Genomic DNA, 26,016 nt, shown 5'->3' on the forward strand with positions numbered 1-26,016 from the left:
AAGCGTTTTTTTAAAAATTTTTAAAGTTTTTTTGAGATTTGTTAATTCTCGTCTCAAATTTTTTAACTTATTGAATTTAAATAAGTTTTTTATGACTTGCTGTGCTTGAGTGGTGGGTATTATACCTTGATTTTTTTGGTTGTAAAGAGGTTTTTTTAAGAATGTGGTAGAAAGTTTGTAGGTGATTGGTTTTTATGGGGTTTTTTAAGGGGGGGGACAGCCCGGGTGTGGGCTGTTTTTTGTAGAATCAACATCGGCTTTTGACTGTCAGCCTTTAATTCTCTTAGTGCTGACGACTCGGCAATTTTTGTAAGCGATGCTTGAGTCTGAATCTTGTACCATCAAGCTAGACTTGTGGTAGTTGTTCAATGTCAAAGCATCGGTGCTGATGTTCCAGCTGTTCTCGTCGCCAAAATTGGTGTCTACATTATCCGATGCTGACAAGTTGATTGGCAAGAACCGAGTCTTACCGCCCAAACGAGCTTCGGCGAAAGTTGGCAGATTGTGCTTATTAAAGCCAAAATTGACCGTAACTCTGCCACCTGCGTTGCATTGGTAAGTTACTTGGCGAACTTTGGTTGCTGTCGCATCGGCTTGACGAGCGTCCATCGTTTGTGCGTGTGCAGTACCTGCAAAAGCCAAACCAAGAGCAAGAACTGGGGCGATTGTTTTTAGAGCTTTCATTATTGTTCCTTATAGTGACAATACACAGAATATGGAGCCTTACTGTTCCATGATGAAACTATAGGTCTAAAAAGCGAGGGTTTGTAGCACAATATGGTTAAAATTTATTGCTACCAAGCAATATTGGACCCCAAAAATCCCTTTTTTGCAAAAAATCATTACATTTTACGACGATGATTACAATTTCTTGGAAAATTTGCTATGCTTTGACTTTTTGCGATGGCAAATCATGATGAACGAGTTTCTACAACACGAATCCTTAGACTGGGCAAACATAGACAATCAGCCTTATTTCATCGGCATGATGAGCGGCACAAGCTTAGATGCTTTGGATGCGGTCTTGTGTCGATTCGATGATGAGCGTCCTGTGGTCATTGAAAGCCATAGCGTTCGTTTTCCTGACGACCTAAAAGCCGCCCTACTGGCTCTTACTGTACCTAATGGTGTGAGCGACTACATTCAGAAAAATTGTCTTGCTTTTGAAAGCGAGCTTGATGTATTTGGCTGGGCGAGTGTGTTTTATGGTGAGTTGGCGGCATCTGCGGTGCTGGAGCTGCTTCATAAGGCAAAAGTAGAGACCGAGAGCGTCTGTGCGATTGGTTGTCATGGACAAACGGTGCGTCATCGCCCAAAATGGCATTTTAGCCTCCAATTGCTCGACCCAAATGTATTGACTGAACGCACCGGCATCGCTGTCGTCAGTGATTTTCGTCGCCGTGATATGGCGGTGGGTGGTCAAGGAGCACCACTTACTCCTGCATTTCACGAAGCAATTTTTAACAACTTTGACGAACACGGCGAAAAAGCCGTGCTAAATCTAGGCGGTATTGCCAACATTACTTTATTATCTAACGGCGAGCGTGCAACCATTGGCTTTGATACAGGTTGTGCCAATCTATTGCTTGATGGCTGGTGTAAACGCCATACTGGGAAAGATTTTGATAAAGATGGCAACTGGGCAAAAACTGGGCAAATTATCCCCGATTTACTTGGTCAGCTATTAACCCACCCATTTTTTGGGCAACCTTATCCAAAAAGCACAGGACGAGAAGAGTTTAACTTATCATGGCTTGACCAAGAACTAAGTATCTTTGACAAGACAAATCCTACTCCCTACACCGCCGCTGATGTTCAAGCCACGCTCATTGATTTGACTACCGTCAGCGTTGCTCATGCACTACTACAAATCGCCAAGCACGGCAAGCTGGTCGTTTGTGGTGGCGGTGCGTTAAACGACTATCTCATAGAACGACTTGCCACTCATCTGCCTAATTGGCAGATTCATTTGAGTGATGACATGGGTATTCCGCCCATGCTTGTTGAAAGTTTAGCCTTTGCTTGGCTAGCTTGCCAAACCATGCTCTTGCGTACTGGCAATTTGCCAAGTGTAACAGGTGCAAGTCAAAGTGTGGTGCTAGGTCAGGTGTGCTTTCCTTAAATAACTTATCGTTTCATAAAACAAAAACCGCATAACATAAATTGCGGTTTTTATTTTTAAGGCATGATGACAACCTTACCAATAAATAAGCCTATATTCACTGGATTAAACATGATTCTTAATGCAGTGAGCGTTGAACAAGCCATCATCTGATAATAAAGAGCATTCATCAAACTTATGGGCTATCTCAGTTTGTTAAATACAGTCAAAACAGCTCAAACAATCAGGGGTAAAAGCAAGTCAAGTACTCATTAGCAGATACCCATTAGCCCTATCAATTCAGCATCTTCTAAATAACTCAATGGCTTATTGTCTTGTTTTCGGATAAAGCACGGCACAGACCTACGATATTTTATGCAACCAAACAAATAACATCAATAAAACCCATTAGCATAAAAATACACTTGTAAACTTTTCATCACTAAAAAATCATGCTAAGATAAGGCAATTTGTAACAAAACATGAATGCACTCTTGGCACTTGATGCCAAGTCAATTTTTAATGGAATATCGCCATGACACAAAAAATCATTTACTCCCAGCGTCCAGACCATCAGCGTGTCGTCATCACTGGCATGGGGGCTATCACACCAGTGGGCAATGACCTTGACACCATTTGGCATAACCTTACTCATGGTATCAGTGGCATTACTAAGATTGATGCTTTTTTTGATGGCACACCTGTTGAAGAACTACGCTCACAAATTGCAGGAATGGTGAAAGACTTTGATGCCAAAGAGCATCTAAACCCCAAAGAAGTCCGCCGTTATGATGAGTTCATGTGCTATGCACAGGTTGCCTCTGCACAGGCACTGCATCATGCAGGTCTGATTGACAGCACCAAAGGCGATCGCCTACCCATCAATGTTGGTGGTGAGCGTTTTGGCGTCGTGATGGGTTCTGGAATCGGTGGAATTGGCACCATTGAAAGCAGCCGAGACACCTTAAAAACACATGGAGTAAAAAAGGTCTCACCTTTTATCATTCCTGGTGCAATTGTTAATATGCCAGCAGGTCTGATTGCGATTCGCCACGGATTAAAAGGGGCAAACCTTGCCACCGCAACCGCCTGCACCACCTCAACACACGCCATCGGACTTGGAGCTCGTCTTATCGCTTATGGCGATCTGGATGCGGTACTGGTCGGTGGTAGCGAAAAAGCCTCTACACCTCTTGGCATGTCAGGCTTTGGAGCGATGCATGCCCTATCCACTCGCAATGACGAACCAACTAAAGCCAGTCGCCCTTTTGATAAGGACCGTGATGGCTTCGTTCTTGGTGATGGTGCTGGTGCGTTGGTACTTGAAAGTCTAGCTCACGCTAAGGCTCGTGGAGCGACCATCTTGGCAGAACTGATTGGCTTTGGCATGAGCGATGATGCAAGCCACATTACTTCCCCACCAGAGAATGGTGAAGGAGCACAGCGTGCCATGAAAAATACCCTAAATGATGCAGGTATTGATGCTAACCAAGTTGGATATGTTAATGCCCATGGCACCAGCACACCTGCTGGCGATGTCGCTGAAAGTGCCGCCATTCAAGCCGTCTTTGGCGATGACATCTTGGTAAGCTCTACCAAATCCATGACAGGGCATCTGCTCGGTGCAGCAGGGGCGGTTGAAGCAATCTTTACGGTGCTTGCCCTACAAAACCAAACCTTGCCACCCACCATCAACTTAGATAATCCTGATGAACGCTGTACACTAGACTACATCGCTCATACAGCCAGACAAGTAAACAATCTCAACTACGCCATTAGCAACAGCTTTGGTTTTGGTGGTACAAATGGCAGTCTGGTCTTTGCCCGCTGGCAAAACTGATGACATTATTCAAAAAAGCCTATCCCACTGGCTATTGACCTAAATGAAAATGCACATCGGATGTGATGTGCATTTTATTTTTAATACTCTCTTGAGCGTTTATTGGTCCTTCTATGTGTGTTTGGCATTCCACCAAAAAACCATACACCCCATGACACCATCAATGTTCCACATGAAACATCAAAGTTGCCACTCAACAAAGTTGGATAGTAGTTTTAGACCTGCATCATGGCTTTTTTCTGGGTGAAATTGCGTGACAAACAAATTGTCTTTAATGACACTGGCACAAAATACCTTGCCATAATCACAAGTCGCCACGATGATATCCTTATTTCTCTCATCATCAAAATTAGGCTCGCAGTAGTAGCTGTGTGTGAAATAAAAGTGCCTACCAGCACATCCTTGCCACAGCACATGGTCGGTATCGGCATTTACCACATTCCACCCCACATGCGGAATCTTAATAGCCTGCCCGTTATCTGTCCAGCTGGCATCAAATCGCTGTACACTGCCTGCAATAACGCTTAGGCATGGCACTTGCCCACCTTCTGTTGAGTAATCAAACATCGCCTGCATACCCACGCAGATTGCCATGACAGGTTTTTCATTTAATGCCTTTTTGACCGCCACATCCACACCAGCATCCATCATGTAACGCATCGCATCACCAATTGCCCCAACCCCTGGTAGTAGCACCTTGTCAGAGACATCAATCTTGGCAGGCTCATTAGTAATGATGACATCTGCACCCACCTTTTTTAGAGCATTGGCAACCGAATACAGATTGCCCACGCCATAGTCTAATAATGCAATTTTTGTCATAAAAAAGTACCTTATAATACATTTTTGGTTGATGGCAACGCACCATTGGCTCGCTCATCAATCTCGCACGCCATACGCAATGCTCGTGCCAATGCTTTAAACACACTTTCAATCTGGTGGTGGCTATTTTTACCTTTTAGGTTATCAATGTGCAAAGTAATGGCAGCATTATTCACCAATCCATAAAAAAATTCACTAAATAAATCCACATCGAGCTTGCCCACATAAGCACGGGTGAACGGTATGTCCATGTGCAAACTTGGGCGACCTGAAATGTCCACCACCACACGACTTAAACTTTCATCAAGTGGTGCATAAAAATGACCATAACGGCGAATGCCTTTTTTGTCACCCAAAGCAATTTTTAATGCCTGACCCAAAGCAATACCAATATCTTCTACACTATGATGATCGTCAATGTGAGTATCGCCCACACATTTAATTTCTAAGTCAAACAGACCATGTCTGGTAATCTGCTCTAGCATATGATCCAAAAATGGCACACCCGTATCAAGTTTACTAATGCCTGTACCGTCAATGTTGATGGCCACAAAAATCTGCGTCTCGGCGGTATTTCTGGTAATCTGGGCGGTGCGTGGTGTTGTCATCATTATTCCTGATAAAGATATTTTTGGCTAAAAGACCGGTGAATGATACAAACTGATCATTTTACACAAAAATAAGCGACTTTTGGGGAAATTATCATCAATATAGCAATAAATTTTGCCAATCATTGGGCTTTGCATTATAATGGGACGATTTAATAAAAAATGAGCAGTCATTATGGCATTATTACCGATTTTAAATTACCCTGACCCACGCCTGCGTACGGTCGCCAAAGAAGTGGATAACATTGATGATGACATCAAGACCTTAATTCAGGATATGTTTGATACCATGTATGATGCACGAGGTATCGGACTTGCTGCCACGCAAGTGGACAGACATATACAAGTAGTGGTGATGGACCTTGCCAAAGAAGATGAAGAGCCACAACCAAAAGTATATATCAATCCTAAAGTTACCCCTTTGACCGATGAGCTTGTTCCTTATCAAGAGGGTTGTCTGTCCATTCCTGAGGTGTACGATACGGTAGAACGCCCTGCTCGAGTGCGAATCGAAGCACTGGATGAAAACGGGCAGGAATTTAGCGTTGAAGCAGATGGTTTGTTAGCGGTGTGCATTCAGCATGAGCTTGACCACTTAAAAGGCATTGTTTTTGTGGACTATTTATCTCGCCTAAAACAAGACCGAGCACGAGAAAAAGTACGCAAAGTCATTACAAAAAAAGGCTAGGCTTACCACCCATAAAAAACACGGTCAAAAACGACTGTGTTTTTTATGGTTATGAAAAATCAGGCACGCTCGCCCCGCCTAAGCCATAACTGCTAAACTTACCAATGACAGCCTGTTCTACGGTTTGTTTTTCAATCATCAAACAAAAATCTTGCCCTGTGGTTTCGCTTTTTAGGCGGATAAACGGATGGTGTTTGGGCCGGGCTTTGTGTGTTTGGCAATGGGTCAAAGCCGTATCAAAATCAATACCCTTAAATTCGGCAAATTCTTGGGCGACTTTTTCCATGTTTTTGGCACGGTAGCGTTTAAAAATGGCGTGGCCATGGTTTTCAGGAACAGCTTTAATCGATTTAAAATGCAAAAAATCTTCCCAATTTTTTACATAATCATTCAAGCGATTTTGCAAATCCGCCATAAAAACCCCTAAAAGCTCTTCGTCATCAGCAAAAATCCGCAATTTATCACCCAAACTGGCAAAAGTTCTACCGTCTTTTTGTATAAAACGGTAATTGGGAAAGCTGACACCAATATTGTGAGTATTCATTTTTTGCATTGCTACCAATGAAAAATGCACTTGCGAATACAAAGCTGCCCACAATTCGTATAATGATTTTTCACCATCAATCAGCGTGATTTCAAGATAATAATTCATTATTTCTCCCGAATGTCTGTTACATACGCCAAGCCCTTCTTGCCCAAATAAAATGACGATACGCCTGCATTATCAATCATTTGTTTCAGCTCAATGGCTTTTTGTGGTTCAATATTTAAAATGATTTCCAGTTTCCCGCTTACCTTTTTTAAAGTGTGGTTGATTTTGCCTTCACCTTTGATAAACTCTTCACGCACATAGGGATTACCATAAATTATTTTTTTCGCCCCTGTTGTGTATTTGTCCATAAAATCTTTGGGCGTAAAACCATTATTAGAAATGCCACTAATCCCACCCATTCTAGACTTGGCGGTAGTCATGTCAAAACGCTTTGCCAATCGCTGCATTTGTAAATACAATGCCGAACAATACATTGGTAAAATCAGTTGCAAACCTTTAGCATTCAATGGTTTGTATTTATCAAATAAACTTGCTAATTTGTCTGACGCTCGTTTAATGACATCTATGCAGTCTACTGGTTTGGATTTTCCAATGGTTTCAAGGCGATTTAAAATAGCAATAGGGTCAAGTGAAATTGGATTATCAATCTTAAAATCAGTAATTGCTTTATCATTGATAATAAAATCACATAATTCATCAATATTTAACGACAATACATTCCAAAATTCATAAGAATAATCTGACAAAAATATCGGGTCATTAACTTTAATCATACCTGTAAAGGCATTTTGGTCAGTACTGCCTTTCATATTGCGAATATAAGCAATTTCGTGATTGATAATGTTGGGATTATCTTTAAAATCAATAAAATCTTCCAAATCCGCAAAATAATAATCTTGGCTTTGCCGTGCTTGATACAATTTTCTTTGGTCGCCAATCAAACGACTTAAAATCCCCAACACCGTATTTTTACTAACTTCTCTAGGCAAAAAGTTTTCAGGCCTTTTCAATTCGGTCATTGAGCCAATAAAATTACGCCCCTTTCTGGGTAACGGCTCATCATTAGAGCCGTCCAAAAAAGAATTTCGCCAAGAGGCTTCATATTCAATGATAATTCGCATTATTCATCCCCCAATATCATTTGGCTTCAAAATAAACTGCATAATGGCCTGATTGTTCTGGTTTGACTTCATTAGGACTGCGTTTAATTCGCATCATTTTATTGCTGTCATTATAATCCACTTCAATATTATCTACATACATATAGCCTTTGGCTTGACGAATTGCCAAATCACAAATCAGATTTAAAGTGGTATCAATCAAAATATCAATCGCCACATCGTCCAATAAAATACCCGCTTCGCCTTGTTCATAAATCGTGCCTTTACGCACATAATTGGCGTGAAATGTGGCTTTTGGCGTGCGAGTATTATCCAAAGATTGAATAAAATCTTGGATTTGTTTGGCAATTTGTTCGCCTTGATTGTCTTTAATAATCATGGCACAACGGTCAAATTTATTGTCCAGTGAAATAAATTGTAATTGCTCAATGCTAATAGAACCATAAGCGATATATTCAGTATCACCAAAAGTGGTTTTGGAGAAAAAAGACTTACTGCTTTCTTCGCCTTTTTTATTTTTCTCTTTTGCTTTTGAGCCAGAACGCCCCATTTGTTCAAAATTGCCATTACCGAGTTGGTCTACAAAGTCTTCCAATAATAATGGACTGGTACGCTTCAAAGGTGTGGAACTGGTAACAACATAACCACGAACCAAACCCACCAAAGAACACAACAGTTTTAAAACGCCATCTTTTTCTTGATTAACAAAATGCAAGTCATATGCTTGTTCACGGAATAGATGATGACGAATGCAGTTTTGACTGATGTATAAAGGCGTTTGTTTAAAATCAATATCGCTAGCTTCTTTTTTGTATTTGTAGCTCTTACTTTCCTTAATTTGACCTGTTAAGTTTGTATAACCACGCAATTTCGGCAAGGTGTGGTTATTAATTTCCACACCTTCATTACTTAAAGTCGTTGGACCGTTATAGTTTACCACGCCATGTCCAAACGCTTGAATTTTAAAATCAACGCTTTTAATGCCGATAATTTTGCTCATTTAAAATACTCTATTAAATAGGGGTAAAAATGTATATAAATAAAGATAGGGTGTTACCCATACACTGATGATAACACCCTAACTTGTCAAAATCAACTCCTTAATAGTTGTTTTTTAGCAAAATCGTTCTAAAAATGCTAAGATTATATCTCTACTGCTTAGGTAGCTTAGCAATTAATAGCTGTATTTTATCGTTTTTCCACCGCTTAGGTGGCTTCATCCTCGGACCTACTGTCTTCAGACTGTAGGTCTTTCAATGCCTGAATGGACATTGTTCCCACAACTTGTTTGGTTGATTTTACATAATACATTGCATAATCATGGTTGGTTTGTTTCGCATTAATACTTAACAAATCACTTGGAATATAGCTTAAATAAATTGGTGTTTTGGGAGAACGTGCAAAAGTTAATAATATGCTATTATTTCTAGCTTTGTCCACCCCTTTAATTTCCCAATGTTTATTTCGCATAAAGGCAACTAAATTTCTGTCTTCATTTCGATACTTAATATGCCCGCCTTGAATGCGATTGATGCTTTCAGTCAGCCCAACCACAATTTCGCTATGGTCGGTATCTTCATCATAAGCATATTCATCAATAAATGTTGGTGTTAATTGATTGTCCACTTCACACACCGCCATTTGCACAAAACAATTATCGCCACGCAATGAAGTTTTAGACATTTTCATCACACCGTCTTTTGATTTTTTGTTTGCAGGCGTACTGATTGGGTCGGTAACTTTATCATTGATAAGTTTCACACTTTCTTTTAAAGCACCGAGTACATCGTTTTTAATTTTTTCTTTGCATTGTTCATTTTGATAAAAATTATCATAAACTTGATACAATTCATTGATGTAAACGGTATCTGTGTCTTTATCTTTTAAATAATTTTGTAAAAAATTCAGCCAAGCCACACTGCTGTACCAGCCATTCATATTGGCTAAAAATTTGGCGGTTTTACTGGTTTGTTTACCGCTTATGGCAGAATTTGGGTAGATAGTAATATAATCATTTACTTGTCCATTTAAATTAAAACGGTCAAGTCGCCCCATTCGCTGTAACCAATTTTCGGCGATCGTCATTTCAGTCAGCATTTTTTCACAGCTAATATTTAATGACGCTTGTACAATCGGTCCACTACGCAAAATGTCATAATTGCCATTGCCATTTTGTTTAAAACATTCAAAAACTTGATAAAATAAATCCGCCTTATCTTGGCGAGTATATTTGGAATGCAATAAAATGGCCTTTTCATCATTTTGATGTACTAAAAACCCGATTTGAGCATTTTGGGCGGTATTGCTAATCACAAAGGTTTTTTTCTGACTGTCCTGTTTTTGATGCACCAATGGATTATTTTCACAAGTTTCGTCATAAGATTGCAAAGAAATACGATATTGAGCAGTATTAAAACTGTCTATTTTGACAATGTCGTTATTATCCAATTTCAATACCTTTTGAATGAAATAATAATGCGGTGTTGCCGAAACCAGCAATGTATTGGCATGCTGTTTTTGATGTTTTTTCATCTCAATCAGTTCAGCAAATAATAAGTTTAGGGCAGGCTGAACAATTAATTCGTGAAACTCATCAAACACAATATGTGATTGCATAAATTTTAATAAGCCCGTAATTTTTTGATGAGAAATAATGTGATTTACCATTTGGTCAATGGTGGTAATCACAATATCTCCAGAAAAATAATCTTTTGGGTCGGTATCGGGTGCATCATCAAATGTTTGATGATTTGTTATAATCTTTTTGTATTCGCCCGTAAAAATTTCAATATTGGCATTTGGTAAATAATCTTTTCCTGTTAAATCTTGCAAAATCCCCAAACATACTTGCACTCTTGGACAAACCCAAATGATTTGTTTGGCGTCTGTTTTGAACGCCCATTCTAGGGCGATTTTGGTTTTACCACAGCCAGCAGGTCCTTGCAATACGGCGATATAATTTTTGTCAAAGCCTGTATATTCGCCAACCGACTTTAATTGGTCAGCACAGATTGTTTGTGCTTTATTTCTTTCGCTATTGGGGTGGTTTTTATTAAACTGATTTAAACAATGTTCAATATGTGATGATAATAAATTGCCATGATTTAATTCATTATCTAGGGCGTGAATTAAGGATTTTTCCGCCAAATATTCTGCCAAATCATCAGGCGACATTTTAGAGACCATTCTATCGGCACTAATTACCGCCATACGCACTAAATTATGTAGGGCATTATCTTGAATATTAACGGTAAATTCATCAATTTTATCGGCTAAATTATCATATTCTCTATAATCTGGTAGGTCATTGTCACTTAATTCATAATCATCATTGAATTTTGGTAGGGCAATAGGATAATCAAAATGTTCAATATAAGATTGAATGTCTTTAAAAACAGCAGAAATTTGATTCTTTAATGGGGCTAATTTTACATATTCTTGCCATTTTTTATCAATACCACGAGCGGTTTCAAAATATTTTTCATCTTCTTTTTTACGATAAGGACGAGTGTGATGCCAATAAATGGCATGAAAGATTTGTTTTAATTGACTTTTATTTAATGATTTTTCATCTCTTAATAAAGAATTTGCCAACAACCAAGATATTTCGTGATGACGGGGATATTTTTCAAAACTAAATTTAGAAAACCCTTTATCATTACTGCTAATATGTACACCATCATCAGGCAATATGATATTATCCAATTCATCATCGCTATTGGGACTATATTTTTTTGTTACCCATTCTTGAAATTTGGGGTCAAGTTTGCCAATATCGTGCAATATCCCTGCGATAAATGCTGATTTTGATAAATTAGGGTTGTCTATATTTAATTTTTCAATAATATGATATGCCAAATAGCCCACCGCAAATAAATGCTGGCTTAATGGTTGTCTGTGTGTATTGGCTAAAATACCTTTGGTTTCAATTGGTAAATCCATAAAAACTGCCTTTTCTGTATAATTAACGGGTACAAACCCTTGTTCATTAAATTTGTCTTTATTGCCCACCATCCAAACCAGTTCCGTGCGATTTCGAGTGGCAATGCGATGGCAACTCACTGCCATATTTTTGCTTGCCGATTGGCGAAGTAGCTTTTTGACCATCGCCAAACCTTCTTCGGTAATGGCAGTTTGCCACGCATTACCGCCAATGCGGTTGGCATAGGCATCCAATACTTTGCGAGTACGATTTAAGGCTTTTTTCTGGCACTCTGAAATAAAGATAACATTCATTGCCCTTCTCTTTTTGAAAAATCCTTTGTTAATGCCATTTCCTTAACCGTATCAAACATAAAATCAAGTGCATGATAATCGGTAAAATAGTTTAATACTTCTTGGCGGAACTCTTGTTCGCTGGCATTGTCTTTTGCACAAATAAAAGCAAGTGGCAACACAATCGCATCTTTAATTAAATCAGCAATATCAAACACCAATGCCCCACGCCTTGTTTTACCATGCATCACCGCAAAGCCGTGCGGAATGCCAAGCACCCAAGTGGTGGTTGCCCCCAAACCATAGGCTAAATAATTGCCATGATTTAAAAACCGGTTGGCTTTATCAATGCCATCAACATCACGATGAAATCCTGCATTGCGGGTGCTTTGGGCGGCGATTTTATAAAGCTCTTTGGTCATTCGTCCTTCTAATGCAAGCAAATCATGATTACTGTCTTGTAATACAATCTCTTTTTGATATTGATCAAGCAGTTTGGCAACAAACTCATCCTTAATATCAAAACCATAAGATTTAAAGTCTTTATCTTTTTGCCAAACTTTTTGCAAAAAACAAAGTCGTGCTAATTGTAATTGTTTGGCGATGATTAAGCATTTGTCATCATCAAACCACCACGACAACCAGCCTTGTACATATTCTGTTGGTCGGTATTCAGATTGTGGTGTGAGCCATTCTATTTCGCAGCCAGTAAAAAGAGGCGTGCCACCACCCCCACAAAATCCCACCAACACCCCTGCACTTGCCAATAGTCGCATCGCCGCTTGAGTTATGGAAGTGCCTGTACCCAATAAAATACAGGTGGTGTTAGCGATTGGAATATTGTAATAAAGATTCTCGTTTTGACCTTCTGTCAGATACAATACCCGTCCGTCCTTTTGCATCACACGGCAATATTGCAGATAATAAATATTAGCTCGTTTGGAATGCAGAATGGCTTTTAGGTCAGTAGGTTTAAGGATGTCCATTATCCGCAACTCAATGTAAAGTTTTTTTAAATTCAACCACAATGATTGGTCCTTGTCAAGAAGGTTTGAATTATGGGCAAAGCTATTTTATAATCAAGTGTAAAAAGATGGTGATTTTCACCCTTTATTTTTGACACTATTTAAAAACTTAATAAAATCAATAAATTATAATTAGGGAAAAAATCATTGGTTTTTTAGCAAAAAATTTGCTAACTACCTTGAATTTTATTGGTTTTTTATCTAAAATATCTAGTCTTACACCGCATAGGTGGCTTAGAAAAAGCGTATAACGCCAAGTGCCGTATAAGTAGAGTCTTACACCGCATAGGTGGCTTAGAAAAATCCAACCAATCAAAACATCGTACAGCAGATGTCTTACACCGCATAGGTGGCTTAGAAAATCAGCCCGCCTAACAACATAAAACAAAATACGTCTTACACCGCATAGGTGGCTTAGAAAAGACAGCTTGCCGCTCGTCGCAAGCGATGGGAGTCTTACACCGCATAGGTGGCTTAGAAATTAATTTGCATTGTTGGCTTTGGACTTGGTACGTCTTACACCGCATAGGTGGCTTAGAAAATCTTTGTGATGACTTTCTTGAGCATACTGCAGTCTTACACCGCATAGGTGGCTTAGACAAATCTTAACAGTTTAAGTAGATTCCAAGCTATGTTTTTAGATCATATGTTTCATGTGGAACATATGATTTTTATATTTTAATTTTTGATGAATTGGCATAAAATATGACACCAAACTCCAACAAAGCAAGCAACCAGCAGGCAGACAATGAAATTTTCAAGCTTCGGTAAGAAATTCACCAAAAATAGCGGTATTTTACAGCTGATGGACGATCTGGGCAAAGCCCTAGCAAGCGACAAACCCATCAATATGCTCGGTGGTGGTAATCCAGCAGTAATCAGGTCGGTTAATACTGTCTTTCAAGACACTCTTATTAAGATAGCAAATGACCGACACGCCTTAGAGAGCATGGCAAATTACTCCACCCCGCAAGGTGATGCCAAATTCATCGCCACTTTGGTAGATTTTTTTAATCGTCATTACGGTTGGGGACTGACAGCGGATAACATCGTCTTAACCAACGGCTCACAAAATGGATTTTTTTATCTATTTAATTTATTTGCTGGGCATTTTGATGATGGTGAAAAGGCAATTTGTTGCCTTTGGCGTCTGAGTATGTTGGCTATGCGGAAGCCCATATTGATGACACACATTTTTTATCCACACCGCCCATCATCGAAGAGATCAATCACGATGGTGAAGAAGGATTTTTTAAATATCGAGTGGATTTTGACAAACTTGAAAATCTACCAGAACTTACAAATGGCAAAATCGGAGCAATCTGTTGCTCTCGCCCCACCAACCCTACAGGCAATGTGCTGACCGATAAGGAAATGGCAAGATTAGACCGACTTGCAAAAAAATACAACATTCCACTGATCATTGATAATGCCTATGGTGCTCCCTTTCCCAACATCATCCACACCCAAGCAACACTCAACTGGGATACACAGACGATCTTATGTTGTAGCCTATCAAAAATCGGACTGCCTGGCACCAGAACAGGTATTATCGTAGCAAATAGCGATGTGGTGCGTGCCGTGAGTGCGATGAATGCCATCGTCAATCTCTCGCCTGTGCGTTTTGGAGCAACGATTGCGACGCCATTATTCGCCGATGATAGCATCATACGCCTATCTAATGAGCATATTCGTCCATTTTATGCCAAGCAAGCCCAATTTGCCATCAAACTCTTAAAAGAGCAGTTTTGTGATTTACCGGTTAAAATTCATAAACCTGAAGGGGCGATTTTCCTGTGGGTATGGTTTGAAAATTTCCCAATTTCTACAACCAAATTGTACGAAATTTTAAAAGAAAAAGGCACGCTCATCATTCCAAGCGAGCATTTTTTCTTAGGCATTGATACCGATAATTATCCGCACGCACATGAATGTATCCGCCTATCTATCGCCCAAGATGATGACACCCTAATCAAAGGCATTGCTACTATTGGTGAAGTGGTAAGAAAAATTTATCAACAAGGCTAAGCACCACCCACACCCTTGACCAACCCAATAAAAACCCCTTGAAGCATTAAAATACATCAATGATTCAAGGGGTTTAGTTTAGCTAGGCAATTAAATCGCGGCAATGACCATGATTTCAATCAACCAATTTGGATTGACTAGCTTGGCCTCAACGGTTGCACGAGCAGGCGGTGTAACACCATCTATCCACTCATTCCATGCTGTATTAAAAGCATCAAAGTTGGCAAGGTCGGTAATGAACACCTGTGCTGATAGCATTTTTGATTTGTCTGAACCTGCCTTAGCCAGAGCAGCATCAATGTTGGCAAACACCTCTTTGGATTGACCTGTAATATCTAGGCTGTCATCATTGGGTACTTGCCCTGCCAAATAAACCACGCCACCATGAATGGCAATTTCACTTAAAGTGGCATTACTGTCTAGTTTGGTGATGGTTGTCATCATTCTCTCCTAATAAAATAACCAAATTTTCTCAATACCGTGCCAGCGACAACCCATCAAGGCTAATCTCAGGCATCTGCCCTGTGATGATGTCGCCAATAAGTTTGCCTGAACCACACGCCATCGTCCAGCCAAGCGTACCATGTCCTGTATTGATGAATAAATTATCAAACTTAGTACCACCGATGATGGGTGTGCCATCTGGAGTCATTGGACGAAGCCCTGTCCAAAAAGTCGCATTTGACAAATCACCTCCTGTAAATAAATCACTCACCACCATCTCAAGCGTAGCACGGCGAGCAGGATTTAGCATCAGGTTAAATCCGCTTAATTCTGCCATGCCACCCACACGAATGCGGTCATCAAAGCGAGTAATGGCAATCTTATAAGTTTCATCAAGTACAGTTGATACAGGGGCGTTGTCAGCATCAATGATAGGTATGGTCAGCGAGTAACCTTTTACAGGATAAACAGGTAAATCCAAACCCAAAGTTTGTCCCATTTCTCGTGAATAGCTACCCATCGCCAGTACATAACCATCAGCGGTTAACATACCTTCATCCGTCAATACGCCTGTGATGCGATTGCCGTTGTGATGAATGGCGTGAATGTTGTTATTCAACAAGAATTTTACACCCAGTCCTTTGGCAATGTCCACTAGGCGTTTTGTGAATAAATTACAATCACCTGTCTCATCATGGGGTAGTCTTAGACCCCCAACCAGTTTATCTTTGGCATGAATCAAGGCAGGCTCAGCTTTTACTAGGTCGTCTTTGTTGAGTAGCTCATAAGCCACCCCACATTCTTTTAAAACCTCAATATCACGCCCAACAACATCCAACTGTGCCTGCTTACGAAACAGCTGTAGCGTACCTTTGGTGCGGTGTTCGTACTGAATGCCTGTCTCATCTCTTAATGTTCGCAAGCAATCACGGCTATATTCTGCAACACGCATCATTCGCTCTTTGTTGATGGCATAACAAGACTCATTGCAGTTAGCAAACATTTGCATTGCCCAACTTGCCTGCCACCATGAGCCATCAGGTCTGATGGAAAATGGTGCGTGTTTTTGCACAAGCCATTTGGCGGCCTTGATAGGAATACCAGGGGCTGCCCAAGGGGTTGAATAACCAGGGGATATTTGTCCTGCGTTACCAAAGCTCGTCTCTTCAGCAACATCATGCTGACGGTCTATGACAGTGACCTCTACGCCCATTTTAGCAAGATAATAAGCGGATGTTACACCGATCACACCGCCGCCCAAGATAAGTATCTTCATAACAGTCCTTATATATGAACAATAATAAAACAAGGGGCAAAATAAAATAGCTTGCCAATAGCAAGCCTTACAGATATTCTATATCATACCCACAGCGAAAACAAGACATTTGCAAAAAATCAATCCAAACAAACCCAAGCCTAATCGCCCTAATCGCAAAGAGTGATTATATCATTTAAATTCAAAGATATATCAATCCACCCATTAGCACCGATTTGACAAATTTTTCAAGGTCGTCTGATTAGAACTCATCGCCTAATTTGACAATCTTCATACTTATGTTATAGTATCTTTTGTTATAATATTTCTTAATCCACACTAAAAAGCAAGACCGCCAAGAGCTGTTTTGTTATCCATTTTAAAGGTTATCTAATGAAAACTTATCACGCCATACTGACAATTTCTACACTCATCGCTTTAACCGCTTGTAGTCAGCCTAAACAAGAAGCAACATCTGACGCACCCGTTGCCACAGACACCGCCCAACACACCGAAACGGACAGCCATGCACATCATCATGCCGATAACGCACCTGCACATGCTGTAGAATACATGGAAGCCATGCAGGTCATGCACGATAAAATGACAGCCGCCATGAAGCACGCCCACCCTGATACAGCATTTGTGGCAGGCATGATTCCCCATCACGAAGGGGCAGTTGCCATGGCTCAAATCCAACTAAAATATGGCAAAGATGATGAGCTTCGAAAATTGGCTCAAGCCATCATTGACGGTCAGCAAGCAGAGATTGACATCATGCAATCATGGCTAAAAGACAATGCGTCATTAACCAGTGATGACAGCTCGCACATTCAAGATTATGAACAATTATCAGGTCATGACGAGATGATGAATGGCATCATGGATGAAAATCCTGACATCGCTTTTGCTAAAGGCATGATTCCCCATCATCAAAGTGCCATTGAAATGGCAGACATTGAACTCAAATACGGCAAAGATGCTAATATCAAAGCACTGGCAACTCAAATCAAAAACGCCCAAACGCCAGAAATCAAACAAATGCAAGATTGGTTAGCCAACACAAAATAAGCTTTGATACTGGGTAATACACTCATCAAAAATATAGACCTTTTCATAAAACCACACTCTTTGGGTGTGGTTTTTGTCCAACTTAAAGCACAAAACCGCCAATCAAAATCTGCTATAATAAAACCAATTTTTATAATAAACAGCCAAATCATGTCTTTATTTTCTTATTTTGAACGCAAAATCAATCCATATCCAGACAACGACATGCCCATCATGACCAAAGGTCAGCTCTTTTCATTCCTGTGGGCGTGTAGCGAAGGGGCGAGATTTTGGATTTTTATTCGCATGATACTATCAATTCTGCTTGGGGTATTTGGCTCGTTGCTATTTGCTTGGGCAGGTGATGTGGTGGATTGGCTGACTGTTTATACACCCACAACCCTTTGGCAGGAAAAAGGGCAGACCATCATCATGATACTGGGTCTGTGCATACTGTCAATCATTGGCGAATTTATCGGTAATCTGGTGCGTTTTCAAGTGCTACAAGGCGTATTTCCCATGCGACTGCGTTGGTGGTTTCATAAGCACATGCTAGGACAATCCATGCAGTTTTATCAAGACGAATTCTCTGGACGAGTCTCTGCCAAGGTCATGCAGACTGCCTTGAGCGTGCGTGATACCATCATGACGATGGCAGAGATGGTGTCATTCGTCTTGGCATATTTGATTACCAGTGGCGTGATTTTGTTAGGGTTGGATATTTGGTTATTTGCCCCATTTGTCCTATGGCTGATTGTTGTAACAACGATGCTAAAGTTCTTTTTGCCACGCCTAAGACAAACTGCCAGCGACCAAGCAGATGCTCGTGCCTTAATGACAGGGCGTGTAACCGATGCTTATGCCAACATCAGTGCGGTCAAGCTATTTAGCCACTCCAACCGTGAACTTCGCCATGCCAAATCCGCCATGCAAGAGTTTATGGTAACAGTACACGCTCAAATGCGATGGGTATCCATGCTTAGTACCACCAGTGAAACAGTCTCATTATTCATGATTGTCGGTAGCACCGCCATTGGTGTATATCTATGGATGATGGGCGAGATAACAGTCGGAGCAATTGCAGTTGCATCTGGCATCGCCCTACGCCTAAAAGCAATGATTCAGTGGATCATGTGGGAGGTAGCAAGCCTATTTGAACATATCGGTACAGTACAAGATGGCATGAGTACACTAACCACCATCCACGCCATTACTGACAGGGCAGATGCTCATGAACTTAGCGTTACTCGTGGTGAGATTGTTTTTGACAATGTGTCGTTTAATTATGGCAAAGATGACAACCAAAGCCAGTTACTCAAGCAGTTTCATTTAAGCATTCAAGCAGGCGAGAAAGTCGGCTTGGTCGGCAGAAGCGGTGCAGGAAAATCCACCTTGGTTAATCTACTACTTCGTTTTTATGACATCAATAGTGGTGGCATCTATATTGATGGTCAAGACATCAGCCATGTTACCCAAATTTCCCTACGCAAGAACATTGGCATGGTAACCCAAGATACCGCCCTATTGCATCGCAGCATCCGTGAAAACATCGCCTATGGCAAACCTGATGCTACCGATGAAGACATCATCGCCGCTGCCAAAGCTGCCCACGCATGGGACTTTATCCAGACCCTACAAGATAAATACGGCAACACAGGGCTAGATACCCAAGTGGGCGAGCGTGGCGTAAAACTCTCTGGTGGTCAGCGTCAGCGTATCGCCATCGCTCGTGTGATGCTCAAAAATGCCCCAATTCTTCTTTTGGACGAGGCGACATCCGCCCTAGATAGTGAGGTTGAATATGCCATCACCCAAAGCCTAGATGATATGATGGTGGGCAAAACCGTTGTCGCCATCGCTCATCGTCTATCCACCATTGCAAGTCTTGACAAGCTGGTGGTGATGGACAAAGGACAAATCATTGAGATGGGCAGCCATGATGAACTCATCGCCAAAAACGGCGTCTATGCCAGTCTTTGGGCAAGGCAATCTGGTGGGTTTTTAGGTGAGATGGAATAAACCCAACCATTTTAACCACCAAACATAAAACCCCAAATCATATACGATTTAGGGTTTTGTTTTTGGTGCAAACAGCCAGTCTTCTTGACAGAATCCATCTTTTTGATATAATAGATAATGATTTTCATTTAATAGGAATTATCATGACACTCAAAAAAGGCATCATCACAGCATATTTATTGGCAGGATTAATATTTGGCACTTATGCCATTGCCCAGACCCCTAGCGATACATCATTAGACCAATTGATGCAAGTTACTCATGCCGAGCAAGTTTTAAAAGATAGCATGAAGCTTGGTTTTACCAGCTCATTGACCCAATCAGCTTTACTCGGACCTGGCTTTCGACACCTGCCTGATGACAAAAAAGCACAGCTTGAAATTCTATTCAACGAATTTGGCGAAACCGTATGGCAAGACATTGATGACACCATCGAACTTTTTGAAAAGACCAAACAAATTTATCTACAGGTCGCCAAAAAGCACCACACCCAACAAGAAGTTGATGCGATGATTAATTTTTATCAATCCCCCATCGGTCAGGATATTGTCGTTAAAGAAAATATGATAATGAATGAGGTAAGCAACAAAGCGATTGACATTATCAGTAAAGATGCGAAGTTTTTACAAAAGGTTGAAGAAGCAACAAAAAAACACTTACCAGCATTTGAAGACAAAGTAAAAGAACTTCTTAAATAGCACCAACAATAAACCCCCTTATGATACAAGGGGGTTTGTTTATGGCGTTCTACAATGCCAAGACCATGATTATTCCCACTCAATCGTCGCAGGCGGCTTACTTGATACATCATAGACCACACGAGAAACATCGGCAATCTCATTCATGATGCGAGTTGAGATTTTATCTACTAAATCATAAGGCAGATGAGCAAAACGAGCGGTCATAAAATCCACCGTCTCCACCGCTCGAAGGGCAATCACCCACGCATAGCGGCGACCATCGCCCACCACACCAACCGACTTAACAGGCTCAAATACGGCAAAGGCTTGGGCGGTCTTATCATACCAACCGCTTGCACGCAGCTCTTGCATGAAAATATCATCCGCTACACGCAAAATATCGGCATATTCTTTCTTGACTTCGCCCAAAATCCGCACACCCAAACCCGGCCCTGGGAACGGATGGCGATAAATCATATGTTTAGGAATGCCTAATGCCACGCCAAGTTTACGCACTTCATCTTTGAATAAATCACGCAAAGGCTCAACCAACTCAAACGCCAAATCATCGGGCAAACCACCAACATTATGGTGAGACTTAATCACATGAGCCTTGCCATGCTTGGATTTGGCAGACTCAATGACATCAGGGTAAATCGTGCCTTGTGCCAAAAATTTGATGCCATCTAGTTTACGAGCTTCTTCTGAGAATACTTCAATAAACTCACGACCAATAATTTTGCGTTTGGCTTCTGGGTCAGTTACGCCAGCCAGTGCATTTAAAAAACGCTCTTCAGCATCGGCACGAATCACGCGAATGCCCATATTGTCAGCAAACATTTGCATGACTTGATCGCCTTCATTGAGACGCAGCAGTCCATTATCCACAAACACACAAGTCAACTTATCGCCAATGGCACGGTGTAAGAGTGCTGCCACCACCGATGAATCCACGCCACCTGATAGACCCAGCAATACTTGATTATCGCCAATCTGCTCTTGCAACTGCTGAATACGAAGCTCAATAATATTATCCGAATTCCACGCATTGCCACAGCCACAGATGCCATGCACAAAGTTGCTAATCAGCTGTTCGCCTTTTTCTGAATGGGTAACCTCTGGGTGAAATTGCACGCCATACAGTTTGCGATTTTCATCGGAGGCAGACGCAAAAGGACAGCTTGGCGTACTGGAGGTAACACCAAAACCTTCAGCAAGTTTGGTGACTTTATCGCCATGACTCATCCACACTTGCGATTGATTTTGTGCATCCGCCATGCCATTAAGCAAGCCATCGTTTTGGACAATATCAATTTTGGCATAGCCAAACTCCTTGATGTCGCCCGCCTCAACCTTACCGCCTAATTGCTCGGTCATCGTTTGAAAACCATAGCAAATGCCCAGTACAGGTACACCCAATTCAAACACCGCTTTTGGTGCACGTGGTGAGCCTGCCTCATGCACACTCTCAGGACCACCTGATAAGATGATGCCTTTAGGAGCAAAAGCACGAATCTCTTCATCCGTGATGTCATAGGCATACATTTCGCTATACACACCAGCCTCTCGCACACGGCGGGCGATGAGCTGACTGTACTGCGAGCCAAAATCCAAAATCAAAATGCGGTCGGTGGTGATGTTTGCGGTCATGGTGCGTCCCTTGTGATGCGTAAAGATAATATGGCTATTTTAGCATTTTTTAGAGAAAATGGCGACCACTACACCACTTGCCCACCCAATAATTCTGATGACAGCACCAAAAAAGCAATGCTTGGTGCTTCCCATCGCCATAAAAAAGCCCAAACATAAATTTGGGCTTTTTATTGATTTGATTAAGCATCCACTTCAGCGTTGAGTGCGTTCTCCTCAATGAATATACGGCGTGGCTCAACCTCATCACCCATCAAGCAATTAAACAGATGATCGGCAGCGATGGCGTCTTCAATGGTAATTTTTAACATTCGGCGATTTTCAGGATCCATTGTCGTCTCCCAAAGCTGATCAGCATTCATCTCGCCCAAACCCTTGTAACGCTGAATGGTCATGCCACGGCGTGCATCTGTCATCATGTATTCCCACAGATGATGGAAATCTTTGATGACCAAATCTTTATCGCCACGACGCAAGAACGCCCCATCGCCAAGCACGGTATTCCACTGGCTAGAAAATTTGAGCAATCGGGCATATTCCGATGAGTTTAGGAATACTGAATCCAGCGTATAATATTGTGGCAAACGATGGACAAATATCGTTACTCGTGGCAGCCATTGTTGCTTTTGGGCATCATCACCACCTGTTACTTCAATCAACTCCACCTTCGGCGACAAATGCCCTGCTGATTGGTTTAGTTTTATTTGCAGCTCATCTACCCATGACTGCATGACAGCTTGATTGCCAAAATCAGCCGAGAATTTTGGGATGAGCGTCAGTGCATCTAGTAACTCTGATGGATATTTATTCTGCAAGCGATGTTTGATGACTTGTGATTGGTTGTAGTCATTAAGCAACTTTTCTAGTGCCACGCCCGTTACCGCAGGGGTATTTTGGTCCAAGAACAACTGATTATCATCAATGGTTGATGATAACAGATATGATTTTAATGCTTCATCATCTTTTAAATACAGCTCATGCTTGCCTTTTTTAACCTTATAAAGTGGTGGCTGAGCAATATAAATATGCCCACGCTCAATGAGTTCTGGCATTTGACGGAAAAAGAAAGTCAATAGCAATGTGCGAATATGCGAGCCGTCCACATCGGCATCGGTCATGATGATGATTTTATGATAGCGAAGTTTTTCGACATTATATTCATCAGCACCAATGCCTGTACCAAGTGCTGTAATCAGCGTGCCCACCTCAGCAGATGATAACATCTTGTCAAATCTAGCACGCTCCACATTTAAAATCTTACCCTTAAGTGGCAAGATTGCCTGCATCTTACGATTGCGACCCTGCTTGGCAGAGCCACCTGCCGAATCACCCTCGACAATATACAATTCAGACAAAGCAGGATCTTTTTCTTGACAGTCTGCCAGCTTTCCTGGCAAGCCTGCAATATCAAGCGAAGTCTTACGGCGAGTCATTTCTCGTGCCTTACGAGCCGCTTCACGAGCACGAGCAGCATCAATAATTTTACCTGCAATCGCTTTGGCTGCGGCTGGATTTTCAAGCAGATACTCGCTCAATCGTTCATGCATGGTGGTTTCAACCGCTGATTTTACCTCGCTAGAAACTAGCTTATCTTTGGTTTGTGAACTAAATTTTGGGTCAGGAACCTTAACCGAAACAATCGCAACCAAACCCTCTCGTGCGTCATCACCTGTTATCTGAGTTTTTTCTTTTTTACCAATATTCTCAGCTTCCATGTAGTGATTTAAACAGCGAGTAAGTGCTGAACGAAAACCCGACAGGTGAGTACCACCATCTTTTTGGGGGATATTGTTGGTAAAGCACAACACTTTTTCATTATAGCTGTCCGACCACTGTAGTGCTACCTCCACACCTATACCATCTGCTGTCTGCGTGGTAAAATGGAAAATATCATTGAGCGTTTGTTTACCTTCATTGATGAAAGTAACAAACTCAGACAGACCGCCTTTATGCTCAAAAACCTGCACCTTATCATCACGCTCATCAGTTAAGACGATGCGTACACCTGAATTTAAAAAAGATAATTCACGCAAGCGTTTGGCAAGAATATCATAATCAAACACCGTACCACTAAAAATTTCACCACTTGGGTAAAATCTCACTTGTGTGCCAGTCTTATCAGTAGGTTCAACCTGCTTTAAATCAAAGTTGGGCACACCATCAGTGTAATATTGGGTGTACAAATAACCATCACGCCAGATGTTTAGGGTGAGTTTCTTGGATAAAGCATTAACCACCGACACACCCACACCGTGCAGACCGCCTGACACCTTATAGGAATTGTCATCAAACTTACCACCTGCGTGCAACACGGTCATAATCACTTGAGCTGCCGACACCCCTTCTTCTGGATGAATATCTACAGGAATGCCACGACCATTATCCATGACCGAAACTGATTCATCTTCATGAATGACAATGTTAATCTCATCACAATGCCCAGCTAATGCCTCATCAATGGCATTATCCACCACCTCAAACACCATGTGATGCAAGCCTGTACCATCATCTGTATCACCGATGTACATACCTGGTCTGACACGCACAGCCTCAAGCCCACGCAAAACTCGGATATTTTTTGAGCTGTATTCAGTATTCTGGGTATCGGTAGAATCACCGTGTTGTGGCTGCTCAATCATGAAACTTCCTTAAGATTTATGCTTAATTTTTTTGCCTGCAAAGGCATGACTAAAAATTAAAATGATTGTCTATTATAGCATTTTTTTCGCAAAAAGTCATGAATTTGCACGGACGGCGGTTATATATCACTTCAAACCTAACCCATCTCCACATCACCCTGTTCCACATGAAACACCTTAAACTGCCCAGAACCCCTATTAAGATGTCGCAGTTTATCAGTAACTTTATCTTTGATATCCATCTGCAAACTTGTGATGAATACCTGACAAGGCAGTGATAGCAAAACCCCAAGCAATAAATCCACCGCCTGCTCATCAAGCTCTGCATCAATATCATCAATCAGCACCACGGGCTTTATACCATCCAAATACTGACAAATCATCTGTAATTGTGAGAGTTTTAGGGCGGTAATCAGCAGTTTTTTTTCACCACGAGACAAGACATTAACCGCCTGCTCTCTGATTTTTTCGCCCTGCTCATTCGTCTGCTTTAACAGTATGGTAACATCAGCACGATGTGCTCCGATGCGTGTATATCCAAGCTCTCTATCTTGAGCAGACCGAGATTGCAGTATATCAAACAACCCCAACTTATCATCAAACCCTGCTTGATAAGCAAGATAAATCCGCTCTTGATAACTGGGTAAAAGTCTCCCCACCATCGCATCAAAAAAACCTCGCCACTCATCAAACACCGCTCGCCGATGCTCGTGCAAAACAGAAGCATAAGACGATAACTCTCTATCCCACGCCCCTAGCTCATTGATGGGTAGATAGGCGGATTTTAGCAAGGTGTTACGCTGTTTTAATAGACGCTGATAGGCTAGCCAAGCAGGATAAAACTTTGGTGCCACATGGAACGATAGCCAATCAAGCAACTGTCTGCGATTGGCACTACCCTCTTCTAATACCGCCATGCCAGCCGGATCAATCAATAAGGTTGGTAATAAAAATGACAAGATGCTCTGGCTATTAACCACGCTGTGATCAACTTTTAGTGTCGTGGTGGCAAGCGAAGCAGCATCCAACTGCTTTTGGATGGCAATGGTCTTATCACCATCAATCCTTGCCCAAATGGTACAGGCTTTAGTGTGATGTGTGATGTACCGTCTGGGCTCATGATGGCGAAAACTTTTGCCTCGAGAAAGCAAAAACACCGCCTCTAAAAGCGATGTTTTGCCACTGCCATTTTGACCAATGATAAGATTGCAATCCGCTAATGACAGTGAAACTTGATGCAAGTTACGCAGTGTATGAACGCGTAATTGATGAATCATA

22 protein-coding genes and 1 CRISPR repeat array are annotated in these 26,016 nt (G+C 41.3%); of the genes, 9 read left to right on the forward strand and 13 right to left on the reverse strand.

Features of this window, described 5'->3' with window-relative positions; translation table 11 throughout:
* Window positions 1–267 precede the first annotated feature (267 nt).
* Window positions 268–684 carry an adhesin gene (locus ACERC6_RS08180; RefSeq protein ID WP_284673701.1) on the reverse strand — a complete coding sequence of 139 codons (417 nt, stop codon included), beginning with the start codon at window positions 682–684 and terminating at the stop codon, window positions 268–270.
* A 229-nt stretch (window positions 685–913) separates the two neighbouring features.
* Between ACERC6_RS08180 and ACERC6_RS08185 the strand changes: the two genes are divergently transcribed.
* Both ACERC6_RS08185 and fabF read left to right on the forward strand, forming a co-directional pair.
* Entirely contained in the window at window positions 914–2,122 is a 1,209-nt protein-coding gene (locus ACERC6_RS08185) for an anhydro-N-acetylmuramic acid kinase (RefSeq protein WP_373628607.1), read from the forward strand.
* A gap of 514 nt (window positions 2,123–2,636) precedes the next feature.
* Complete coding sequence (gene fabF, locus ACERC6_RS08190; protein WP_284673699.1) at window positions 2,637–3,941, forward strand: beta-ketoacyl-ACP synthase II; 1,305 nt, start codon at window positions 2,637–2,639, stop codon at window positions 3,939–3,941.
* 180 nt (window positions 3,942–4,121) lie between these two features.
* On the opposite strand, the gene hisH is transcribed toward fabF, so the two are convergent.
* Together hisH and hisB are read right to left on the reverse strand one after the other, a co-directional pair.
* Window positions 4,122–4,763, reverse strand: coding sequence for an imidazole glycerol phosphate synthase subunit HisH (gene hisH, locus ACERC6_RS08195; RefSeq protein ID WP_284673698.1), 642 nt, complete (start codon window positions 4,761–4,763; stop codon window positions 4,122–4,124).
* A gap of 11 nt (window positions 4,764–4,774) precedes the next feature.
* Window positions 4,775–5,371 (reverse strand): imidazoleglycerol-phosphate dehydratase HisB, encoded by a 597-nt coding sequence (gene hisB / locus ACERC6_RS08200; protein ID WP_284674532.1) that lies wholly within the window; start codon window positions 5,369–5,371, stop codon window positions 4,775–4,777.
* A gap of 175 nt (window positions 5,372–5,546) precedes the next feature.
* Here hisB and def point away from each other — a divergent pair, with 175 nt between their 5' ends.
* On the forward strand, window positions 5,547–6,059 hold the full coding sequence (gene def / locus ACERC6_RS08205) for a peptide deformylase (RefSeq protein ID WP_373628608.1): 513 nt from the start codon (window positions 5,547–5,549) through the stop codon (window positions 6,057–6,059).
* Window positions 6,060–6,108: 49 nt separating this feature from the next.
* On the opposite strand, the gene cas6f is transcribed toward def, so the two are convergent.
* The 5 genes from cas6f to cas1f form a co-directional block, all read right to left on the reverse strand.
* A complete protein-coding gene (gene cas6f / locus ACERC6_RS08210) occupies window positions 6,109–6,711 on the reverse strand; it encodes a type I-F CRISPR-associated endoribonuclease Cas6/Csy4 (RefSeq protein WP_373628609.1) in 603 nt (200 codons plus the stop codon).
* Window positions 6,711–7,733 carry a type I-Fv CRISPR-associated protein Cas5fv gene (gene cas5fv / locus ACERC6_RS08215; RefSeq protein ID WP_373628610.1) on the reverse strand — a complete coding sequence of 341 codons (1,023 nt, stop codon included), beginning with the start codon at window positions 7,731–7,733 and terminating at the stop codon, window positions 6,711–6,713. The genes cas6f and cas5fv overlap by 1 nt, the downstream gene beginning before the upstream one ends.
* Window positions 7,734–7,749: 16 nt before the next feature.
* Window positions 7,750–8,733 (reverse strand): type I-Fv CRISPR-associated protein Cas7fv, encoded by a 984-nt coding sequence (cas7fv, locus tag ACERC6_RS08220; protein WP_373628611.1) that lies wholly within the window; start codon window positions 8,731–8,733, stop codon window positions 7,750–7,752.
* A 206-nt stretch (window positions 8,734–8,939) separates the two neighbouring features.
* Entirely contained in the window at window positions 8,940–11,969 is a 3,030-nt protein-coding gene (locus ACERC6_RS08225) for a CRISPR-associated endonuclease Cas3'' (RefSeq protein WP_373628612.1), read from the reverse strand.
* A complete protein-coding gene (gene cas1f / locus ACERC6_RS08230; RefSeq protein WP_373628613.1) occupies window positions 11,966–12,934 on the reverse strand; it encodes a type I-F CRISPR-associated endonuclease Cas1f in 969 nt (322 codons plus the stop codon). The genes ACERC6_RS08225 and cas1f overlap by 4 nt, the downstream gene beginning before the upstream one ends.
* Before the next feature lie 252 nt (window positions 12,935–13,186).
* Window positions 13,187–13,575: direct repeats of the CRISPR family, unit length 29 nt; unit sequence GTCTTACACCGCATAGGTGGCTTAGAAAA.
* A gap of 146 nt (window positions 13,576–13,721) precedes the next feature.
* On the opposite strand from cas1f, the gene ACERC6_RS08235 reads away from it, so the two are divergent.
* Entirely contained in the window at window positions 13,722–14,336 is a 615-nt protein-coding gene (locus ACERC6_RS08235; RefSeq protein WP_373628614.1) for a hypothetical protein, read from the forward strand.
* A complete protein-coding gene (locus tag ACERC6_RS08240; protein ID WP_373628615.1) occupies window positions 14,237–15,001 on the forward strand; it encodes an aminotransferase class I/II-fold pyridoxal phosphate-dependent enzyme in 765 nt (254 codons plus the stop codon). The genes ACERC6_RS08235 and ACERC6_RS08240 overlap by 100 nt, the downstream gene beginning before the upstream one ends.
* Window positions 15,002–15,091: 90 nt before the next feature.
* On the opposite strand, the gene ACERC6_RS08245 is transcribed toward ACERC6_RS08240, so the two are convergent.
* Together ACERC6_RS08245 and ACERC6_RS08250 are read right to left on the reverse strand one after the other, a co-directional pair.
* The gene (locus ACERC6_RS08245; protein WP_284674640.1) at window positions 15,092–15,442 is read right to left on the reverse strand and encodes a RidA family protein; all 351 of its coding nucleotides are present in this window, start codon (window positions 15,440–15,442) and stop codon (window positions 15,092–15,094) included.
* A gap of 31 nt (window positions 15,443–15,473) precedes the next feature.
* Window positions 15,474–16,721 carry a D-amino acid dehydrogenase gene (locus tag ACERC6_RS08250; RefSeq protein ID WP_373628616.1) on the reverse strand — a complete coding sequence of 416 codons (1,248 nt, stop codon included), beginning with the start codon at window positions 16,719–16,721 and terminating at the stop codon, window positions 15,474–15,476.
* A 372-nt stretch (window positions 16,722–17,093) separates the two neighbouring features.
* Here ACERC6_RS08250 and ACERC6_RS08255 point away from each other — a divergent pair, with 372 nt between their 5' ends.
* The 3 genes from ACERC6_RS08255 (at window position 17,094) to ACERC6_RS08265 (ending at window position 20,467) form a co-directional block, all read left to right on the forward strand.
* A complete protein-coding gene (locus ACERC6_RS08255; RefSeq protein WP_373628618.1) occupies window positions 17,094–17,771 on the forward strand; it encodes a DUF305 domain-containing protein in 678 nt (225 codons plus the stop codon).
* Window positions 17,772–17,921: 150 nt separating this feature from the next.
* Complete coding sequence (locus ACERC6_RS08260) at window positions 17,922–19,769, forward strand: ABC transporter ATP-binding protein (RefSeq protein WP_373628619.1); 1,848 nt, start codon at window positions 17,922–17,924, stop codon at window positions 19,767–19,769.
* Window positions 19,770–19,912: 143 nt separating this feature from the next.
* Window positions 19,913–20,467 carry a DUF2059 domain-containing protein gene (locus tag ACERC6_RS08265; protein WP_373628621.1) on the forward strand — a complete coding sequence of 185 codons (555 nt, stop codon included), beginning with the start codon at window positions 19,913–19,915 and terminating at the stop codon, window positions 20,465–20,467.
* Window positions 20,468–20,536: 69 nt separating this feature from the next.
* Here the strand turns inward: ACERC6_RS08265 and guaA are convergent, their stop codons facing one another.
* Entirely contained in the window at window positions 20,537–22,099 is a 1,563-nt protein-coding gene (gene guaA / locus ACERC6_RS08270; protein WP_284673687.1) for a glutamine-hydrolyzing GMP synthase, read from the reverse strand.
* A 15-nt stretch (window positions 22,100–22,114) separates the two neighbouring features.
* Here guaA and ACERC6_RS08275 point away from each other — a divergent pair, with 15 nt between their 5' ends.
* Complete coding sequence (locus tag ACERC6_RS08275; protein ID WP_373628622.1) at window positions 22,115–22,258, forward strand: hypothetical protein; 144 nt, start codon at window positions 22,115–22,117, stop codon at window positions 22,256–22,258.
* Window positions 22,259–22,281: 23 nt separating this feature from the next.
* Here ACERC6_RS08275 and gyrB read toward each other — a convergent pair whose 3' ends face one another.
* Window positions 22,282–24,738 (reverse strand): DNA topoisomerase (ATP-hydrolyzing) subunit B, encoded by a 2,457-nt coding sequence (gene gyrB / locus ACERC6_RS08280; RefSeq protein ID WP_373628623.1) that lies wholly within the window; start codon window positions 24,736–24,738, stop codon window positions 22,282–22,284.
* Between the two features lie 137 nt (window positions 24,739–24,875).
* Complete coding sequence (locus ACERC6_RS08285) at window positions 24,876–26,015, reverse strand: DNA replication/repair protein RecF (RefSeq protein WP_373628624.1); 1,140 nt, start codon at window positions 26,013–26,015, stop codon at window positions 24,876–24,878.
* Window position 26,016: the final 1 nt, after the last annotated feature.

This window comes from Moraxella sp. E33BD, assembly GCF_041807865.1.
Taxonomy (GTDB): domain Bacteria; phylum Pseudomonadota; class Gammaproteobacteria; order Pseudomonadales; family Moraxellaceae; genus Moraxella; species Moraxella haemolytica.

Bases quoted from the DNA above. Each gene is read 5' to 3' on its own strand.
- ACERC6_RS08180 (WP_284673701.1), bottom strand. From the start codon at position 684: ATGAAAGCTCTAAAAACAATCGCCCCAGTTCTTGCTCTTGGTTTGGCT.
- ACERC6_RS08185 (WP_373628607.1), top strand. From the start codon at position 914: ATGATGAACGAGTTTCTACAACACGAATCCTTAGACTGGGCAAACATA.
- fabF (WP_284673699.1), top strand. From the start codon at position 2,637: ATGACACAAAAAATCATTTACTCCCAGCGTCCAGACCATCAGCGTGTC.
- hisH (WP_284673698.1), bottom strand. From the start codon at position 4,763: ATGACAAAAATTGCATTATTAGACTATGGCGTGGGCAATCTGTATTCG.
- hisB (WP_284674532.1), bottom strand. From the start codon at position 5,371: ATGACAACACCACGCACCGCCCAGATTACCAGAAATACCGCCGAGACG.
- def (WP_373628608.1), top strand. From the start codon at position 5,547: ATGGCATTATTACCGATTTTAAATTACCCTGACCCACGCCTGCGTACG.
- cas6f (WP_373628609.1), bottom strand. From the start codon at position 6,711: ATGAATTATTATCTTGAAATCACGCTGATTGATGGTGAAAAATCATTA.
- cas5fv (WP_373628610.1), bottom strand. From the start codon at position 7,733: ATGCGAATTATCATTGAATATGAAGCCTCTTGGCGAAATTCTTTTTTG.
- cas7fv (WP_373628611.1), bottom strand. From the start codon at position 8,733: ATGAGCAAAATTATCGGCATTAAAAGCGTTGATTTTAAAATTCAAGCG.
- ACERC6_RS08225 (WP_373628612.1), bottom strand. From the start codon at position 11,969: ATGAATGTTATCTTTATTTCAGAGTGCCAGAAAAAAGCCTTAAATCGT.
- cas1f (WP_373628613.1), bottom strand. From the start codon at position 12,934: ATGGACATCCTTAAACCTACTGACCTAAAAGCCATTCTGCATTCCAAA.
- ACERC6_RS08235 (WP_373628614.1), top strand. From the start codon at position 13,722: ATGAAATTTTCAAGCTTCGGTAAGAAATTCACCAAAAATAGCGGTATT.
- ACERC6_RS08245 (WP_284674640.1), bottom strand. From the start codon at position 15,442: ATGACAACCATCACCAAACTAGACAGTAATGCCACTTTAAGTGAAATT.
- ACERC6_RS08250 (WP_373628616.1), bottom strand. From the start codon at position 16,721: ATGAAGATACTTATCTTGGGCGGCGGTGTGATCGGTGTAACATCCGCT.
- ACERC6_RS08255 (WP_373628618.1), top strand. From the start codon at position 17,094: ATGAAAACTTATCACGCCATACTGACAATTTCTACACTCATCGCTTTA.
- ACERC6_RS08260 (WP_373628619.1), top strand. From the start codon at position 17,922: ATGTCTTTATTTTCTTATTTTGAACGCAAAATCAATCCATATCCAGAC.
- ACERC6_RS08265 (WP_373628621.1), top strand. From the start codon at position 19,913: ATGACACTCAAAAAAGGCATCATCACAGCATATTTATTGGCAGGATTA.
- guaA (WP_284673687.1), bottom strand. From the start codon at position 22,099: ATGACCGCAAACATCACCACCGACCGCATTTTGATTTTGGATTTTGGC.
- ACERC6_RS08275 (WP_373628622.1), top strand. From the start codon at position 22,115: ATGCGTAAAGATAATATGGCTATTTTAGCATTTTTTAGAGAAAATGGC.
- gyrB (WP_373628623.1), bottom strand. From the start codon at position 24,738: ATGATTGAGCAGCCACAACACGGTGATTCTACCGATACCCAGAATACT.
- ACERC6_RS08285 (WP_373628624.1), bottom strand. From the start codon at position 26,015: ATGATTCATCAATTACGCGTTCATACACTGCGTAACTTGCATCAAGTT.